Raw genomic sequence first — 16,886 nt, forward strand, 5'->3', positions numbered from 1 at the left:
GGCCGGCTGATCGTGCGTGCCGAACCGAGGGATCACATTACCAGCGTCTCCCCCCGTCTCGTCAAATCGAGCGCGACGGAACGCCCGCGGCAGCGATCGGAGGCTCCGCGGGACCCACCGGTATCGTGGTCGCGTGACCCCGCAGAGCAGTGACCAGAGCTTCGACGACGACCTCCGACTCGCCCTCCGCCTGGCGGACGCGGCCGATGCGATCTCGCGGGAGCGGTTCGGCGCGCTCGACCTCGTCGTGGACACGAAGCTCGACCGCACCCCGGTCACCGACGCCGACCGCGCCGTCGAGGAGGCGATCCGCGCGCTGCTCGCCGCCGAGCGTCCGGACGACGCGATCCTCGGCGAGGAGTTCGGCACCTCGGGCGAGGCCTCGCGGCAGTGGATCCTCGACCCGATCGACGGCACCGCCCACTTCCTCCGCGGCGTCCCGATCTGGGCGACCCTGATCGCGCTCGCGGTCGACGGCGTCCCCGTCGTCGGAGTCGTCTCCGCTCCCGCTCTCGGCACGCGCTGGTGGGCGGCCGAGGGCTCCGGCGCCTGGGCCGTCGAGCTGGAGGCCGGGGCCGAGCCGCGACCGCTGCGCGTCTCGGGGATCGACACGCTCGCCTCGGCGACCTTCAGCTACAACAGCATCCAGCAGTGGGAGGGCGCGGGCCGTCTCCCGCAGCTGCTCGAGCTCGCCGGCGCCGTCTGGCGCGACCGGGCGTACGGGGACGCGTGGCCCTACATGCTCGTCGCCGAGGGTCTCCTCGACGGTGCGGGCGAGTTCGACGTGAAGCCCTACGACCTGGCGGCCCTGGTGCCGATCGTGCAGGAGGCGGGCGGCCGCTTCACCTCCGCCGACGGGGAGGACGGGCCGTGGCACGGCAGCGCCGTCGCCACCAACGGCCTGCTGCACGACGAGGTGCTCGCGATCGTGGCGCCGCGATGAGGAGCCGGACGGCCGCGCTCGCCTCGGCGGCGCTCCTCCTGCTCCTCTCGGGCTGCTCCTCCGTCGTCGGGCCGGACGGCCCGGAGGCCGTGCGTGACGAGGGCGGCACGGTGGCGACCGCCGGCGTCACCGACGTGTTCTCGCTGCGGCGCGGCGACTGCCTGGCCGACCCGGGCGACGACCGCATCGCCGACGTGGACGTCGTCCCGTGCGCCGAGGAGCACGCACTGGAGGTCTTCCACACGTTCGCGCAGCCCGGAGACCGCTACTCCAGCCGCAACACGCTGCTCGCCCAGGCCGAGGCGGGCTGCGAGCCGGACTTCGGCGCCGTGATGGGGATCGCCTACGGCGACTCCGCCCTCGAGTACCGCTCGCTCGTCCCCTCCGAGGTCGGCTGGCGCCATGGAGACCGCACGATCGTCTGCGCGGTCCTCGATCCGGCCGACGACTCCACCACCGGCAGCCTCTTCGGCTCCGCTCGCTGACCACGGCTCCGATCGACCCCCGTTCGGCTCATTGACACGCGCTCCGTCGGAGCGCAGGGTGAAGGGACGAACGGCAGGCGCGAGGGGGCGCGGAGACCGGCGGCTCAGGAGTCGACATGCAGGACCGGCACGACCAGGAACCCCCCGAGCGCTCGCGCACGGCCGAGCAGCACTGGGGACCGGCGGACAGCCTGTTCCCGAGGCTCCACCGGCAGAGCTCCCTGCTCGCCGCGGCGGAGGCGGTCGCGCAGGTCGACGGGCCCGGCCCGGGCGACGTCTGGTCGCGGCTCCTGCACGACTACGCCCACGCCTCCGACCGCGTCGTCTCGGTGGACGGCGACGACGAGGCCGCCCCGCTCGGCTGGCTGAAGCCGCGCGGTGTGGTCTCGCTGCTGGTCACCGAGCGGTGCGACGACGACGACGCCGCCGAGCACCTGGTGGCCGCGCTCGCCGCGATGAACGCCGTGACCCTCTCCGTGCACGAGGCGCGAGCAGCACGGCTCCGTCCTCTGCTGGACGTGCTGCACCGGCTCCTGCCCGACGCGTTCGCCGAGCTGCCGGTGGACCGCAGCGCCCACTACCCGGCCGGCACCGCCGTCGCCGTGCTGGCGCCGGGCGTGCTCTACCGGGACTGGGCCCCGCCGCAGGCTCTCGCCGGCCCGGCGCACGACGACGACGACCGGCTGGCGATGCTCACCCTCTACGGGCGGATCAGACAGCTCGACGTGCGACCGTCGTGAGGGCGGCGGAGCGGAGCTCCCAGTGTGCGACGACGACCGGTGGTGGAGATGGGGGGAATCGAACCCCCGTCCATCGCTGTGATTCTGCGCCTTCTACGGGTGTAGCCGATGAGAGCGTTCTGCTCGGCCCCGACCGTTACCATCGGCGCATCGGTCGACGGGCCCAGCCCGAGTGCAAGTCCCGCGTCGCCCTCAGGCGTAACGACGCAGCAAGTCCTCTAGATGACGCCAGGATCCGGGGCGAGGACGCACCCACGGGCTGACGGACTATCTACTCTGGCTTAGGCAGCGAGAGCGAAGTCGGTGCGCTTCTGTTCGGCACCTGTGTTTTCCAGGGATCGTTGACGAGATGACCCTGGATCCTCGACCCGCTTCTCGCAGTTTCGCAGGCAATGTCGAAACCGATCATCCCCGCGAGCACTCGACGGCCCGGAGGCCGCTGGAGTGGGTCGTTCGTCGCACACTGTGGAGTTACGGGTCCTAGTCTACCTCAGCTCCGCGGGCGGTCACCCGGCGGCGGCGCAGATCGAGCAGACCCAGCACGAGCGCGAGCGCGATCAGCCCGAGGGTGACGAAGTAGCCGTTGCGGAAGGCGTCGTGGTACCGGTCCAGCCCCTCCGCCATCCCCTGCTCGCTCGCCAGGGTCGCGAAGAAGACGGCGGAGGCGCAGGCGGTGCCGACCGCGGTGCCCACGCGCTGGCCGAGCTGGCCCACGGAGCCCGCCACGCCGCCCTGCGCCGGCGGGATCTCGGCGAGGGTGAGCGTCTGGTTCGGCGACACGACGAAGCCGCCTCCGGCCCCGGCGACGAGCATCGCGGCACCCATGCCGTAGGCGGCGGTCTCGGCCGGGAGGAGCTCGGCGGCGAGCAGCACGAGCGTGAAGCCGATGACCACGAGCACGATGCCGAGCACCACCAGTGCGCGGCCGTAGCGCTGCACGAGCTTGCCGCCGTACCAGGCGGTCACCGCCGAGGTCAGCGCGAACGGGATGCTCACCATGCCGGCGAACACCGGCTCGAGGCCGAGCCCCTGCTGGAGGAAGAGCGTGGTGAGGAGGAAGGTCGCCGGGATCGCGGCGAAGTAGGAGGTCGCGACCAGGATGCCGTTGCGATAGGAGCTGGTCCGGAAGATGCGGAAGTCGATGACGGGCGTCCGCCCCGACGCGGCGTAGTGCGCCTCCCAGCGCACGAAGACGGCGGCGGCGGCCGCGGCGAGGACCAGCCAGAACCAGCGGTAGGGCGAGTCCGAGGAGGAGCCCGTGGTCAGCAGGAACGGCAGCATGAACGCGAAGATCGCGACCGCCAGCAGGAGCAGGCCGACCGGGTCGAGGGACCGGTCCCCCTCGGGCCGCGAGCGCTTCTTCGGGATGAGCTTCCAGGCGAAGACCAGCGCGGCGACGCCCAGCGGGATGTTCATCCAGAACAGCAGGCGCCAGCCGTCCTGCTCGCCGCCGATCGCGATCAGGAGGCCGCCGAGGGTCGGGCCGAAGGCGGTCGACAGGCCGATGGTCGCGCCGAAGACCCCGAAGGCCCGGGCCCGCTCGGCGCCGGTGAACATCTGCTGCACCAGCCCGAGGACCTGGGGCATCTGGATTCCCGCGGCGACGCCCTGCAGGAAGCGCGCGACGACGAGCAGCTCGATCGACGGCGCGAGCGCGCAGAGCAGGCTCGTCACCGTGAACGCGGTCAGCCCGATGAGGAACAGCAGGCGGCGCGAGCGGATGTCGCCCAGCCGACCGGCCGGCACGAGCGCCAGTCCGAAGGCGAGCGCGTAGCCCGCGACGATCAGCTGCAGCTGGCTCGCGTCCGCTCCGAGCGAGCGCTCGATCGACGGCAGGCCGACGTTGACCTTCGAGAGGTCGAGGATCGTGATGGCCGCGACTCCGACGCTCACCGCGAAGGCGCGCCACCGCGTCTTCTCGTCGGCGGCGCTCAGGGCGGCGGGGGCGCTGTTCTCGGGGGAGGTCACGCGCCCCAGTCTCCCAAAGCACGGGGCGCGAAGAAGAGGCTTGCGCGGCACCCGTCGGACATTGCCCGCCGGGGCCTACTCTCCGAGGCGGCGGCGGGTCGACATCGCACGGTCCGCCTCGCGGCGGTCCTGGCGCTCTCGGAGGACCTGGCGCTTGTCGTAGTCCTTCTTGCCCTTGGCCACGGCAAGCTCGACCTTGGCCTTGCCGTCGCTGAAGTACAGCGAGAGCGGGATCAGCGTGTACCCGCCCTCCTTCACCTTGTTGTGGATCTTGAGGATCTGCGCCTTGTGCAGCAGCAGCTTGCGCTTGCGGCGCGGCGGGTGGTTCGTCCAGGTGCCCTGGGCCCACTCGTTGATGTGGACGGCGTCGAGCCACGCCTCTCCCCCGTCGACGAACGCGTAGCCGTCGACCAGCGAGGCTCGGCCGGCCCGGAGGGACTTCACCTCGGTGCCGGTGAGCACGAGGCCCGCCTCGTAGGTGTCCTCGATGAGGTAGTCGTGGCGCGCCTTGCGGTTGGTCGCGACGACCTTCTGTCCCTGTTCTCTGGGCACGGCTGCTCCTCGGGTCGCGAGCGGATGAAGGGGGCGGGCATCGTCGGGGCGATGCACCGGTGGGCCGCCCCGAACGGGACAGCCCACCAGTATACGTCCGGTCCGGGATCAGACCCGCAGGTACCGCGCGATCGCGACGTTCGCCGAGACGGCGGCCAGGACGATGCCGACCACGATCAGGATCGGCACGACGATCAGAGCGTCGTCGAGTCCCACGAAGGAGGTCAGCGGGATCCGGTACGCCAGGAACCCCTGCACGAAGACCTGCACGATGGCGACCACCGCGACTCCCGCGAGGATCGAGCCGACCAGCGCGGCGAAGACCCCCTCGAGGATGAACGGGGTCTGGATGAACCTGTTCGAGGCCCCCACGAGCCGCATGATGCCCAGCTCCCGTCTCCGCGAGAACGCCGAGAGGCGGATCGTGGTGGCGATGAGCAGCACGGCCGCGACGAGCATCAGGACGGCGATGCCGATGGCCGTGTAGCTCGCCGCGTTGAGGATCGAGAAGATCTGGTCGAGGTACTGCCGCTGGTCGGTGACGCTCTCGACTCCCGAGACGCTCGACAGGCTCTCCACGATGACGTCCGACTGGGTCGGGTCCTTCAGGTTGATCCAGAAGGTCTGGTTGAGCAGGTCGGGAGTGACGTACTCGGCGACCGGGTTGCCCGCGAACTGCTCCTGGAAGTTCGCGTAGGCCTGGTCGTGGTCCTCGAAGTAGGAGCGGTCGATGTACGGCGCGAGCGTGGCGCCCTCGAGCTGGCCCTGCACCGCGTCGATCTGCTCGGCGGTGGCGTCGGAGCCGCTGCAGTTCGAGCCGCCGGAGGTGGCGGTGCACATGTACACCGCGACCTGCGCCTTGTCGTACCAGAAGTTCTTCATCTGGCCGATCTGCATCTGGAGCAGGATCGCCGTGCCGACGAAGGTGAGGGAGATGAAGGTCACCAGGATCACCGAGACGACCATGGAGACGTTGCGCCGGAGGCCGCTGGCGACCTCCGACCAGATCAGTGCGAATCTCACTTGACGGGTCCTACGTTCTGCTGGTCGTCGCCGGTCTCGTCGCCCTCGCCCGCGTGGGCGCGGAGGCCGAGGCGCGCGGCGAGCGACTCCTCGGGCAGGGCGCCGGTGTCGGCGGGGAGGAAGATCGGACCGGTCTGGCTCTGCAGCTCGACGACGCGCGGGGCGGCGGCGGGCTCGGCGGCCGGCTCCGGCTCGCGCTCCGGCTCGACGGCGGCGGAGCGGCGGCCCTCGGGGACGCGGGGCTGGGCGGCGGTCTGCGAGAGGCGGGCCGGCTCGGGCGGCGGGGCCGGGGCCTCCTGGCGCAGGTCGATCTCGGGGACCTCGGCGGGCGCGAGCTCGCTGTCGATGATCGCCGGGGGCGCGGGCTGCTCGGCGACCGCGTGGTCGTCGGCCGCCACGACCACGACGCCGTCGTGGACGACGGTGATGCTCTCGGTCTGGCCGTAGCCGCCCTGGCTCTCGTCGCGGACGATGCTGCCGGCCGAGAGCTCGATGACGCGGCGCTTCATCTGGTCGACGATGCCGGCCTCGTGGGTCGCCATGATCACGGTCGTGCCGCCCGCGTTGATCCGCTCGAGCAGCGCCATGATGCCGGCGCTCGTGGTCGGGTCGAGGTTGCCCGTGGGCTCGTCGGCCAGCAGGACGGCCGGCTTGTTGACCACGGCGCGGGCGATCGCCACGCGCTGCTGCTCGCCGCCGGAGAGCTCGTGGGGCAGGCGCGACGCCTTGCCCGCGAGACCCACCATCTTGAGCGTGTCCGGGACGGCCTCCTGGATGTAGCCCTTCGACTTGCCGATCACCTGGAGGCTGAACGCGACGTTGTCGAAGACCGACTTGTTCGGCAGCAGCCGGAAGTCCTGGAACACGACGCCCATGTTGCGGCGGAAGTACGGGACCTTGCGGCTCGAGATCTTGCCGAGGTTCTGCCCGAGCACGTGGATCGACCCGGAGGAGGGGCGCTCCTCCTTGAGGATCAGGCGGAGGCAGCTCGACTTGCCGGAGCCGGAGGCGCCGACGAGGAAGACGAACTCGCCCCGGAGGATCTCGAGATCGATGGCGTTGAGGGCGGGTCTCGTGCCGCCCCGATACTGCTTGGAGACGTTGTCGAAGCGAATCATGTCGGTACGAGGGTAAGCGACGATCCCGAAGAGTCCGCCGAGGGGGCGCGCGGCGCGTCGGTGGGGACGCGCCCGCGCCGCGCTAGGAGGACTTCCGCCAGCGGATCCCGGCGGCGATGAAGCCGTCCAGATCGCCGTCGAACACGTGCGAGGGGTTGCCGACCTCGTGGTCGGTGCGCAGGTCCTTCACCATCTGGTACGGAGCGAGGACGTAGCTGCGCATCTGGTCGCCCCAGCTCGCGGTGATGGTGCCGGCGAGCTCCTTCTTGGTGGCCGCCTCCTGCTCCTTCTGCAGCAGCAGGAGCCGCGACTGGAGCACGCGCATCGCCGCGGCGCGGTTCTGGATCTGGCTCTTCTCGTTCTGCATCGACACGACGGTGCCGGTGGGCAGGTGGGTGAGGCGCACCGCGGAGTCGGTGGTGTTCACCGACTGGCCGCCGGGGCCGGAGGAGCGGAAGACGTCGACGCGGATGTCGTTGTCGGGGATCTCGATCGCCCCGGCCTCCTCCATCAGCGGGATGACCTCGACCGCAGCGAAGGAGGTCTGGCGCTTGCCCGCGGCGCCGAAGGGGCTCATCCGCACGAGGCGGTGGGTGCCGGCCTCGACCGAGAGCGTGCCGAAGGCGTAGGGGGCGTCGATCTGGAAGGTGGCCGACTTGATGCCCGCCTCCTCCGCGTAGCTGGCGTCCATGACGGTCGCCGCGTACTTGTGCTTCTCGGCCCAGCGGAGGTACATCCGCATGAGCATCTCGGCGAAGTCGGAGGCGTCGACGCCGCCCGCGCCCGCGCGGATGGTGACCACCGCGGGGCGGTCGTCGTACTCGCCGTCGAGCAGGGTCTGCACCTCGAGCTCGCCCATGACCTTCTGGAGGGAGGAGAGCTCGGCGATCGCCTCCTGCTCGGACTCGGCGTCCTCGGCCTCGTTCGCCATCTCGACGAGCACCTCGAGGTCGTCCAGGCGCCGGTCGATCGCGGTGATCCGCGCGAGCTCGGACTGGCGGTGGCTGAGGGCGCTGGTCACCTTCTGCGCGTTGGCCGTGTCGTCCCACAGGTCGGGGGCGCCGGCCTGCTCGCTGAGCCCGGCGATCTTCGAGCGGAGGCCGTCCACGTCGATGACGGCGCGGATGTCGGCGAAGGTGGAGCGGAGAGCAGTGATCTGCTCGGTGAAGTCGTTGTCCAGCATGGTGCGTCCAGACTACCGGGGGCCGGGGGCCGCCCTCCGGCCCGGGCGTACCCTGGGGACGGTGACCAGCACCGCTCCGCGCCCCTTCCCCGTCGGGCCGCTGCTGCTGTCGACTTTCCTCCCCACCCTCCTCTTCTCCATCGGCGAGGGGGCGATCATCCCCCTCCTGCCGGCCGCGGCCGGCGACCTCGGCGCGACGCTGGCTCTGGCGGGCCTCGTGGCCGGGATGATCATGATCGGCGAGCTGGCGGGCGACATCCCCAGCGGCTGGATCGTCTCGCGGATCGGCGAGCGCGGCGCCATGCTCGGAGCCTCGGCCGCGTCGATCCTCGGGCTCGTGGTGTGCCTGCTCTCGACGTCGTGGGTCGGGCTGACGATCGGCGTCTTCGTGATCGGCCTCGCGACCGCGGTCTTCGCGCTGGCGCGGCACGCGTTCATGACGTCGTTCGTCCCGATCACGCACCGCGCCCGCGCGCTCAGCGCCCTCGCCGGGGCGTTCCGCGCCGGCTGGCTGATCGGCCCGTTCCTGGCGGCCGGGGTGGTGCACCTCACCGGCTCCGTCGAGTCCGTCTTCTGGGTGCACATCGTCTGCTGCGTGGCGGCGGTCGTGGTCCTGCTGCTCGTGCCCGACCCCGCGACGGTGCTGCGGCGGGCGCAGGCCGCGGCCGACCGCGCCGCTCCGGAGGACGTGGTCGCCGCGGAGGCGTCGGCGACCGTCCCGGAGTCGCCGCAGTCGCTGCTCGGGACGCTGCGCGAGCACCGCGGGGTCCTCGCTCGGATGGGGACCGGCGCCGCCGTGATCGGGGCGCTGCGGGCGAGCCGGACGCTGATCCTCCCCCTCTGGGCGGTGAGCATCGGGCTCGCCGAGACCGACACCGCGATCATCATCGGCATCGCCGGCGCGCTCGACTTCGCCCTCTTCTACGCCGGCGGCCAGCTGATGGACCGCTTGGGCCGGGGCGCCACCGCGATCCCCTCGATGATCGGCCTCGGGCTCGGCCACCTCGCCCTCGCCGCCTCGGTGCTCGCCCTCGATCCGGTGCCCTGGTTCGTCGCCGTGGCCTGCGTGCTCGCGGCCGCGAACGGCATCGGCTCCGGGATCCTGATGACCATCGGCGCCGATCTCGCGCCCCCCGCCGATCCGGCCCCGTTCCTCGGCGCGTTCCGCTTCACCGGCGACGCGGGCAACGCCGCCGCCCCGATCGTCGTGTCGGCGCTCACCGCCCTGATCTCCCTCCCCTTCGCCGCCGTCGTGATGGGGGTGCTCGGTCTGGGCGGAGCGGGGGCGCTCGCCCGCTGGATCCCGCGGTACCTCCCCCGGGCGGCCTCCCGCGGCTGAGGCGCGGGGCCCTCCTCCTACACTGGAGCCCGCACGCGGGAGTGGTGGAATGGCAGACACGCAGGATTTAGGTTCCTGTGCCGAGAGGCGTGAGGGTTCGAGTCCCTCCTTCCGCACGGGATCGGCCGGTACGCTGAGCGCGCTCGCGTGACCGCCGACCGGCCACCGGCCCCCGTCGACTGGAGATCCGTTGAATCACGCCGCCCTCGTCCCCTGGCTCGATCCGGAGACGATCCTGACCGCGTTCGGCCCCTGGGGTGTGCTCGTGGTCTGCCTCATCGTGTTCGCCGAGACCGGACTGCTGATCGGCTTCCTCTTCCCGGGCGACACGCTGCTGATCATCACGGGCCTGCTGGCGCACGAGAACGCGTCGAACGGCGGCCTCGGCGTCCCGATCTGGGTCATCTGCCTGGCCGTCGGGTTCTCGGCCTTCGTCGGCGGCGAGGTCGGCTACCTGATCGGGCACAAGGCCGGCCCGCGCATCTTCGAGCGCAAGGAGTCCGGCTTCTTCAGCATCGAGAACGTGAAGCGGACCAACGCGTTCTTCGAGCGCTTCGGCGGCCTCGCCGTGATCCTCGCGCGCTTCGTGCCGATCGTCCGCACCTTCGCGCCGATCGCGGCCGGCGTGGCCCACATGAACTACCGCAAGTACAGCCTCTACAACCTCATCGGCGCCCTGATCTGGGGCAGCGGGGTCACCCTGATCGGGTGGCTGCTCGCCTTCATCCCGCCGGTCGCCGACTTCGTCTCGCACTACATCGACGTGATCCTGATCGGCGCGGTCGTGCTCGCGCTGGTGCCGACGCTGTTCCACTTCTTCCAGCAGCAGCGCAAGGCGAAGCTCGCCGCCGACCCCGAGACCGACTCGACCGAGTCGGCCGCCTACGTGCTCGACGCCGACACGCTGGACGACAAGCACCCGAAGTCCTGACCTCCGCCTCCGCGCGACGCCACTCCGGCACGCGGCACGCCGACAGGCGTGCACCGGAGTGGCATCCCGCGGTGGGAACCCGCCGGGGTCAGAGCCGGGCGGACAGGGCGGCGAGCTCGGCGCGCAGCGCGGTGAAGGCGCGGGCGCGGTGGCTCCGGGCGTTCTTCTGCTCGGGAGCGAGCTCGGCCGCCGTGAGCGCCCCGGCCTCGGGGACGAACACCGGGTCGTAGCCGTGGCCGTTCGCACCGCGCGGGGCCGTCGCGATCGCGCCGTCCCAGCGGCCCTCGACCACCGTCTCCTGACCGCCGGGGAGCACGGAGTCCGGCACCACGAGGGCGATGGTGCAGCTGAAGTGCGCACCGCGGTGCTCCGCCTTCACGTCGTGCAGCTGCGCCAGGAGGAGCTCGAGGTTGGCCGTCGCGTCGTGCGCGCGTCCCGACCAGCGGGCCGAGAAGATGCCCGGCGCGCCGCCGAGGACGTCGACGCAGATCCCGGAGTCGTCCGCGAGCGCCACGAGGCCCGTGTGCGCCGCCGCCGCGCGCGCTTTGGTCAGCGCGTTCTCGGCGAAGCTCACGCCGTCCTCGACGGGCTCGGGTCCGTCGTAGGCGCGGACGCCGACTCCGGGGAGCGCGCCGGCCAGCATGGCGCGGAACTCCTCCACCTTGCCCGCGTTGTGCGTGGCGAGGACGAGGTCCAGGCTCACGCTCCGGGCTCCGCGGCGAGCGCTTCGGCCTGGATGCGGGCGAGGTCGGAGGCACCGGCGACCGCGAGGTCGAGCAGGGCGTCGAGCTCGCGGCGGTCGAACGGGGCCCCCTCGGCGGTGCCCTGCACCTCGACGAACAGGCCGCGTCCGGTGACGACGACGTTCATGTCGGTCTCGGCGCGCACGTCCTCGACGTAGGCCAGGTCGAGCATCGGCACGCCGTCGATGATGCCGACGGACACCGCCGAGAGGCTGTCGATCAGCGGCTGCGCCTTCTGCCCCACGTACTTCTTGCCGCGCGCCCACTCGATCGCGTCGGCCATCGCCACGTAGGCGCCGGTGATCGCCGCGGTGCGGGTGCCGCCGTCGGCCTGGAGGACGTCGCAGTCGATGACGAGGGTGTTCTCGCCGAGCGCCTTCGTGTCGACCACCGCGCGCAGGCTCCGGCCGATCAGCCGGGAGATCTCGTGCGTGCGCCCGCCGACCTTCCCCTTGACCGACTCGCGGTCCATGCGGGAGTTGGTGGAGCGGGGCAGCATCGCGTACTCGGCGGTGACCCAGCCCTTGCCCTTGCCCTGCAGCCAGCGCGGCACGCCGTTCGTGAAGGAGGCGGTGCAGAGCACCCTGGTGTTCCCGAACGAGACGAGCGCGGAGCCCTCGGCCTGGGTGCTCCAGCCGCGCTCGATCGTCACGGTGCGCAGCTCGTCGGGCGCCCGCCCGTCCTTGCGCGCGGCCTTCGATGCGGTGCTGTCGGTCACTCGGGTCTCCCTCGATCGTGCGGGAGCGCGGCCCGGTCGAGCTCGCGCAGGTTGATGGTGCCGGTCTCGACGAGGTCGACGCTCGAGACCTCCGGGCCGAGGAAGCGGCGGGCGAGGCGGACGAAGTCGCTCGAGCCCGTCTCCTCCCACCGGTAGGTCGGAGGAGCGGCGGAGGTGCGCTGCAGGCCGTGCGCCACGAGGGTCCGGTAGACGTCGAGCGCGGTCTCCTCGGCGCTCGAGACGAGGCGGACGTCCGGCCCCATCACGTAGGCGATGGCACCGCGCAGCAGCGGGTAGTGCGTGCAGCCGAGGACGAGCGTGTCGACCCCCGCGGCCTTGAGCGGCGCGAGGTACTCCTCCGCCACCGCGAGCAGCTCGTCGCTCCAGGTGACGCCCGCCTCGACGAACTCGACGAAGCGCGGGCAGGCGGCGGTGAACAGCTGCAGGTCGGGCGCGGCGACGAAGGCGTCGTCGTAGGCGCGGGAGCGGATCGTCCCGACCGTGCCGATCACCCCGACGCGGCGGTTGCGGGTGTCGCGGACAGCGCTGCGGACGGCGGGCTGGATGACCTCGATCACCGGGATGCCGCGGCCGAGCGTGTAGCGCTCGCGGGCGTCGCGCATCATCGCGGCCGAGGCGGTGTTGCAGGCGATGACGAGCAGCTTGGCGCCCTGGTCGACCAGCGTGTCGAGGGTGTCGAGGGCGTAGGCGCGGACGTCGGCGAGCGGCTTGGGACCGTAGGGCGAGTGCGCGGTGTCGCCGAGGTAGACGATCGACTCGTTCTGCAGCTGGTCGATCACGGAGCGGGCGACGGTGAGCCCGCCGACTCCGGAGTCGAAGATGCCCAGCGGTGCGTCCGTCACGGAGGAACAGCCTACCCGCGCCCTGCGGCCCGGTCCCGGCCGCACGCCGTTCCCGGGCCCGGCGGCGTGCGCAAGCCCCGGCACCCGCGCCTGGGCGCGCGGGGGCGGCCGTGGAACACTGAGCGGATGGACTCCACGGCCTTCCTCACCGACCGGTACGAGCTCACGATGGTCGAGGGCGCCCTCGGCAGCGGCACCGCCGACCGCCGCTGCATGTTCGAGGTGTTCGCCCGGAGCCTCCCGCCGGGACGCCGCTACGGCGTGCTCGCGGGCACCGGCCGGCTCCTCGAGCTGATCTCGCGGTTCCGCTTCGGCGACGACGAGCTGTCCTGGCTCCGCGACAACCGCGTGGTCGACTCCCGCACGCTGGACTGGCTCGCCGACTACCGCTTCCGGGGCGACGTCTGGGGCTACCGCGAGGGCGAGGTCTACCTCCCGGGCTCCCCCGTGCTCATCGTCGAGGCGCCCTTCGCCGACGGCGTGCTGCTGGAGACCCTGGTGCTCAGCGTCCTCAACCACGACAGCGCCGTGGCGAGCGCCGCCGCGCGGATGGTCTCGGCCGCCGACGGGCGACCGCTCGCCGAGATGGGCTCGCGCCGCGCCGGTGAGCGGTCCGCCGTCGCGGCCGCTCGCGCCGCCTACATCGCCGGATTCGGCGCCTCCTCGAACCTGGAGGCGGGCCGCAGCTTCGGCGTGCCCACGATGGGCACCTCCGCGCACTCCTTCACCCTCCTCCACGACTCGGAGGAGGAGGCCTTCCGCGCGCAGGTCGCCGCGCTCGGCCCCGGCACGACCCTCCTGGTGGACACCTACGACGTGACAGCCGCCGTCGACCTGGCGGTCCGCGTCGCCGGCACCGGCCTCGGCGCCGTGCGCATCGACTCCGGCGACCTCCCCCAGCAGGTGGCCGCCGTCCGGCAGCAGCTGGACGCGCTCGGCGCGACCGGCACGCGCATCACCGTCACCAACGACCTCGACGAGTACGGGATCGCCGCGCTCGCGGCCTCACCGGTCGACTCCTACGGCGTCGGCACCTCGGTGGCGACGGGCTCGGGCCACCCGACCGCGGGCATGGTCTACAAGCTGGTCGCGCACGAGGACGACGCGGGCGAATGGGTCGCGGTGGCGAAGAAGTCGGTCTCGAAGGCGTCGATCGGCGGGCGGAAGGCCGCCGGCCGTCTGCTCTCCGACGACGGGGTCGCCGAGGCCGAGGTCGTGCACGTGGGCGCCGGCCCCGAGGGCGCCGTCGGCGAGGACGAGCGGGCGCTGCTCGTCCCCCTGATCGAGGACGGGACGATCCGTCCCGAGCACCTCGGCATCGAGGGAGTGGCGGCAGCCCGCGCGCACCACGCGAACGCGGTCCTCGAGCTGCCGATCGACGCGCTCCGGCTCGGCCGCGGCGAGCCCGTCATCCCGACCCGCTACGAGTGAGCGGGGCGGGAGCTCACTTCATCTTCGCGTAGATCTCCTTGCAGGCCGGGCACACCGGGAACTTCTCCGGGTCGCGGCCCGGGAGCCACTTCTTGCCGCAGAGCGCGCGGACCGGCTTGCCGGTGATGGCGCTCTCGAGGATCTTGTCCTTCGGCACGTAGTGGGAGAAGCGCTCGTGGTCGCCCGGCTCGATGGACTCCTGGTTGAGGAGCTCCTCGAGCTCGCGGTCGAGCGTGGCGGTTCCTCCGCCTCCCTCGAGGGGGTCGGTGCTGCTGTTCTGGACGCGCGGAATCATGCCGACGATCCTACGCGCGGAGCCCGGGCCCGCGGCCGTGCGCTCCGGATCGGGCGGCGCTAGTAGCGGCTGGTGAACGCGACCAGCTCGGTCGCGCGGCGCTCGAACAGCCGGCCGCCGAGGAGCACGCCGAGGGCGAAGACGACCACGGCGCTGCCGAAGCCGACGAGCACGGCGTCACCCGCCGCCTCCGGGTCGACGAACAGGGCCCGGACGCCGAGCACCACGGCCGGAGCCGAGAGGAGCAGCCCCAGGCCGAACGCGAGGGACTGCGGACCGGCGCCACTGGCTCCGGGGGCCTGGGGCTGCGTGAACGCGCTGTCGCCCGGGCGCGGAGCCGGATAGGCGAGCCGTGCCGAGACGGCGCTGGCGACGCCGGCGGGGACGAGCAGGAGGCAGGTGTTCACCGCGAGCACGACGGGCAGCGCATCGGGGAGCCCCGAGGTCGCGCTGCTGATCAGCGAGCCGAGCACGACGACCGGCACGCCGAGCAGGAGGGTCGGGAAGGCGCGGCCGAGCCGGTCCGACCAGCCGCGGACGCCCGCGGCCACGTGGAGCCAGAACGCCGATCCGTCGTAGGCGACGTCGTTGTGCAGGAACCAGCCGAGGAACAGCGCGATCAGCGGGACCGGGAGCAGCGAGAGCAGCGGGAAGGGGACGCCGACGACCGCGAGCAGCAGCAGGGCTGCGACCGGCAGCACCGGCACGGCGACGAGCGACGCCTGGTAGCGCGGATCCCGGAGCCAGTAGGTGATGCTGCGCGCCGCGATCGCGCCGGTCCGGGTCGAGCCGAGGACGTCGAACCAGCCCAGCCGGAGGCCGCGCGGCGGCCGGTGCGTGCGCTCGGGGCGCTCCGTCAGCAGGCGGACGACGAGCCACCAGAGCGCGCCCGCCGCGACGAGCGTCGCCAGGGCCAGCAGGAGCGGGCCGAGCGCGTCGCCGGTCCGGGCGGCCGGGGCGATCATCCACGCCGCGCCGAACGGAGTGGCCCCCATCGCCGCGCCCCAGCGCTCGAGCACCGGGGTGTCCCCCGTGTCGACCAGCGCGGCGGCGCCGAGGGCTGCGGGACCGCCCAGCATCAGCACCAGGCCGAGGACGGCCAGCAGCTCGCGGGCGGTCCGGGAGGGGACGAGGGCGGCGGAGGCGGCGAGGCCGATCCGCGCGAACAGCGAGGCCGTCGCCACCGCGAGGAGCGGGCCGACCACGGCGAAGGCGCCTGCGCCCGGGACGAGCGGCGCGCACGCGAGCCCGACCACCAGCAGGGCGAGCGTGGGGACCGAGACGAGGCCGGCCAGGGCGAGCGCCCCGGCGAGGCGGAGCGGCGGAAGGCCGAAGAGGCGGAACGCGCGCGGATCCATCGGGTCGAGCGGGCCGAGCAGGAAGGGCAGCACCAGGAAGCCGACGGAGACGAGGCCGCCGGCGGTCACGAGAGCGCCCGCCGCCGCGTCCGAGGAGCGCAGAGCGCCGATCGCCGCGATCAGCAGGGCCGTCACCGCGACGACCACGAGCACGCCCAGGACCGCGCCGGCCGAGCGCGCGGGCCCGGAGCGGAACGCGCCCAGGAGGACGTCGATCCTCAGCCGGAGAAGTCGTGCAGCCACTGCAGCCCCTCGGCGATCTGCTTGCCGCCCGCGAGCTCGAGGAAGCGCTCCTCCAGCGTCGCGGTGCCGGCGACCTCCGCGACCGTCCCGGAGGCGAGCACGCGCCCGCCGACGATCACGGCCACGTCGTCGCAGACGCGCTCGATGAAGTCGAGCCCGTGGCTGGAGAGGACGACGGTGCCGCCGCCCTCGACGAAGCGGCGCAGCACGGTGATCACGGCGGCCGACGAGACCGGGTCCACCGACTCGAACGGCTCGTCGAGGACCAGCACGCGCGGGGCGTGGATCATCGCCGCCGCGAGGGCGACCTTCTTCGCCATCCCCGCGGAGTAGTCCGAGATCAGGCGCTCCAGCGCGTCGGAGAGGCCGAGCGCCTCGGCCAGCTCGACCGTGCGCTGCTTCGCCGTGGCGAGGTCGATGCCGCGCAGCGCGGCGGAGTAGGCGAGGAACTGGGCGCCGGTGAGCCGGTCGAACAGCCGGAGGCGGTCGGGCAGGACCCCGATCAGCGGCTTCGCGGCCGACGGGTCCTTCCAGACGTCGACGCCGTGCACGAGGACGCGGCCGGTGTCGGGTCGAAGAAGGCCCGTCATCATCGAGAGCGTGGTGGTCTTGCCCGCGCCGTTCGGGCCGATGATCCCGTAGAAGGTCCCCGCGCGGACGGCCAGGTCGATGCGGTCGACCGCCACCGTCCTCCCGAAGGTCCGGGTCAGCTGGTGCAGCTCGAAGACGACGGGCGAGGCGCCGTCCGGATCCGCGGCACCCTCAGCGGGCTCGGCGTTCGTCACGGACGTCATCCGGCTACGGTACCAACTCGCCCGCGGGCCCCCGGCGCCCGCGCCGACACCCGGCGACACGGCGAGAGGTCAACCACCCTGGCCCCGGGGGGCGTGAACTGTACACTAGGTCTCTACCCGAGGAGTCGACCAGATCGAGACGCAGCGGTTAATTCGAGG

17 protein-coding genes, 1 tRNA gene and 1 other RNA gene are annotated in these 16,886 nt (G+C 72.5%); 7 read left to right on the top strand and 12 right to left on the bottom strand.

Annotation, left to right across the window (positions count from 1 at the left end):
- The first annotated feature begins 133 nt into the window (after nucleotides 1–133).
- The 3 genes from C5C54_RS06155 to C5C54_RS06165 all read left to right on the top strand — a co-directional run bounded on the left by C5C54_RS06155 (nucleotide 134) and on the right by C5C54_RS06165 (nucleotide 2,168).
- Nucleotides 134–943, top strand: a complete 810-nt coding sequence (locus C5C54_RS06155; RefSeq protein WP_104223554.1) for an inositol monophosphatase family protein — start codon at nucleotides 134–136, stop codon at nucleotides 941–943.
- Nucleotides 940–1,428 (top strand): septum formation family protein, encoded by a 489-nt coding sequence (locus C5C54_RS06160; RefSeq protein WP_104287966.1) that lies wholly within the window; start codon nucleotides 940–942, stop codon nucleotides 1,426–1,428. Before C5C54_RS06155 ends, C5C54_RS06160 begins: the two co-directional genes overlap by 4 nt.
- A 116-nt stretch (nucleotides 1,429–1,544) precedes the next feature.
- Nucleotides 1,545–2,168 (top strand): hypothetical protein, encoded by a 624-nt coding sequence (locus tag C5C54_RS06165; RefSeq protein ID WP_104287967.1) that lies wholly within the window; start codon nucleotides 1,545–1,547, stop codon nucleotides 2,166–2,168.
- Nucleotides 2,169–2,208: 40 nt separating this feature from the next.
- Here the strand turns inward: C5C54_RS06165 and ssrA are convergent.
- The 6 genes from ssrA to prfB all read right to left on the bottom strand — a co-directional run bounded on the left by ssrA (nucleotide 2,209) and on the right by prfB (nucleotide 8,012).
- Nucleotides 2,209–2,581, bottom strand: a transfer-messenger RNA (tmRNA) gene (ssrA, locus tag C5C54_RS06170).
- 67 nt (nucleotides 2,582–2,648) lie between these two features.
- A complete protein-coding gene (locus C5C54_RS06175; protein ID WP_104223557.1) occupies nucleotides 2,649–4,136 on the bottom strand; it encodes an MFS transporter in 1,488 nt (495 codons plus the stop codon).
- Between the two features lie 75 nt (nucleotides 4,137–4,211).
- The gene (gene smpB, locus C5C54_RS06180) at nucleotides 4,212–4,688 is read right to left on the bottom strand and encodes an SsrA-binding protein SmpB (protein WP_104223558.1); all 477 of its coding nucleotides are present in this window, start codon (nucleotides 4,686–4,688) and stop codon (nucleotides 4,212–4,214) included.
- Nucleotides 4,689–4,796: 108 nt separating this feature from the next.
- Entirely contained in the window at nucleotides 4,797–5,711 is a 915-nt protein-coding gene (gene ftsX, locus C5C54_RS06185) for a permease-like cell division protein FtsX (protein ID WP_104223559.1), read from the bottom strand.
- Nucleotides 5,708–6,829: a cell division ATP-binding protein FtsE gene (gene ftsE, locus C5C54_RS06190; protein WP_104233202.1), complete on the bottom strand. Its 1,122-nt coding sequence runs from the start codon at nucleotides 6,827–6,829 to the stop codon at nucleotides 5,708–5,710. The genes ftsX and ftsE overlap by 4 nt, the downstream gene beginning before the upstream one ends.
- An 82-nt stretch (nucleotides 6,830–6,911) precedes the next feature.
- Entirely contained in the window at nucleotides 6,912–8,012 is a 1,101-nt protein-coding gene (gene prfB / locus C5C54_RS06195) for a peptide chain release factor 2 (RefSeq protein ID WP_104287968.1), read from the bottom strand.
- A 61-nt stretch (nucleotides 8,013–8,073) separates the two neighbouring features.
- Between prfB and C5C54_RS06200 the strand changes: the two genes are divergently transcribed.
- The 3 genes from C5C54_RS06200 to C5C54_RS06210 all read left to right on the top strand — a co-directional run bounded on the left by C5C54_RS06200 (nucleotide 8,074) and on the right by C5C54_RS06210 (nucleotide 10,282).
- Nucleotides 8,074–9,351 (top strand): MFS transporter, encoded by a 1,278-nt coding sequence (locus C5C54_RS06200; RefSeq protein ID WP_258063237.1) that lies wholly within the window; start codon nucleotides 8,074–8,076, stop codon nucleotides 9,349–9,351.
- A gap of 35 nt (nucleotides 9,352–9,386) precedes the next feature.
- Nucleotides 9,387–9,467, top strand: a tRNA-Leu gene (locus C5C54_RS06205).
- Between the two features lie 74 nt (nucleotides 9,468–9,541).
- Complete coding sequence (locus tag C5C54_RS06210; protein WP_104287970.1) at nucleotides 9,542–10,282, top strand: DedA family protein; 741 nt, start codon at nucleotides 9,542–9,544, stop codon at nucleotides 10,280–10,282.
- Nucleotides 10,283–10,370: 88 nt separating this feature from the next.
- Here C5C54_RS06210 and rdgB read toward each other — a convergent pair whose 3' ends face one another.
- Genes rdgB through murI form a run of 3 tightly spaced genes read right to left on the bottom strand, consistent with a single transcriptional unit; the run spans nucleotide 10,371 to nucleotide 12,606 of the window.
- Entirely contained in the window at nucleotides 10,371–10,985 is a 615-nt protein-coding gene (gene rdgB / locus C5C54_RS06215) for an RdgB/HAM1 family non-canonical purine NTP pyrophosphatase (protein ID WP_104262682.1), read from the bottom strand.
- Entirely contained in the window at nucleotides 10,982–11,743 is a 762-nt protein-coding gene (gene rph, locus C5C54_RS06220; protein ID WP_104233199.1) for a ribonuclease PH, read from the bottom strand. Before rph ends, rdgB begins: the two co-directional genes overlap by 4 nt.
- Entirely contained in the window at nucleotides 11,740–12,606 is an 867-nt protein-coding gene (gene murI, locus C5C54_RS06225; protein WP_104223566.1) for a glutamate racemase, read from the bottom strand. Before murI ends, rph begins: the two co-directional genes overlap by 4 nt.
- 126 nt (nucleotides 12,607–12,732) lie before the next feature.
- Between murI and C5C54_RS06230 the strand changes: the two genes are divergently transcribed.
- Complete coding sequence (locus tag C5C54_RS06230; RefSeq protein WP_104247837.1) at nucleotides 12,733–14,037, top strand: nicotinate phosphoribosyltransferase; 1,305 nt, start codon at nucleotides 12,733–12,735, stop codon at nucleotides 14,035–14,037.
- A gap of 13 nt (nucleotides 14,038–14,050) precedes the next feature.
- On the opposite strand, the gene C5C54_RS06235 is transcribed toward C5C54_RS06230, so the two are convergent.
- Genes C5C54_RS06235 through C5C54_RS06245 form a run of 3 tightly spaced genes read right to left on the bottom strand, consistent with a single transcriptional unit; the run spans nucleotide 14,051 to nucleotide 16,727 of the window.
- Nucleotides 14,051–14,332, bottom strand: a complete 282-nt coding sequence (locus tag C5C54_RS06235; protein ID WP_104223568.1) for a DUF3039 domain-containing protein — start codon at nucleotides 14,330–14,332, stop codon at nucleotides 14,051–14,053.
- A gap of 59 nt (nucleotides 14,333–14,391) precedes the next feature.
- Nucleotides 14,392–15,933: an ABC transporter permease gene (locus tag C5C54_RS06240; RefSeq protein ID WP_104287971.1), complete on the bottom strand. Its 1,542-nt coding sequence runs from the start codon at nucleotides 15,931–15,933 to the stop codon at nucleotides 14,392–14,394.
- Entirely contained in the window at nucleotides 15,909–16,727 is an 819-nt protein-coding gene (locus C5C54_RS06245) for an ABC transporter ATP-binding protein (RefSeq protein ID WP_104223570.1), read from the bottom strand. The genes C5C54_RS06240 and C5C54_RS06245 overlap by 25 nt, the downstream gene beginning before the upstream one ends.
- Nucleotides 16,728–16,886: the final 159 nt, after the last annotated feature.

Source organism: Rathayibacter sp. AY1F2, from assembly GCF_002930885.1.
In the GTDB taxonomy this organism is placed as follows: Bacteria; Actinomycetota; Actinomycetes; order Actinomycetales; family Microbacteriaceae; genus Rathayibacter.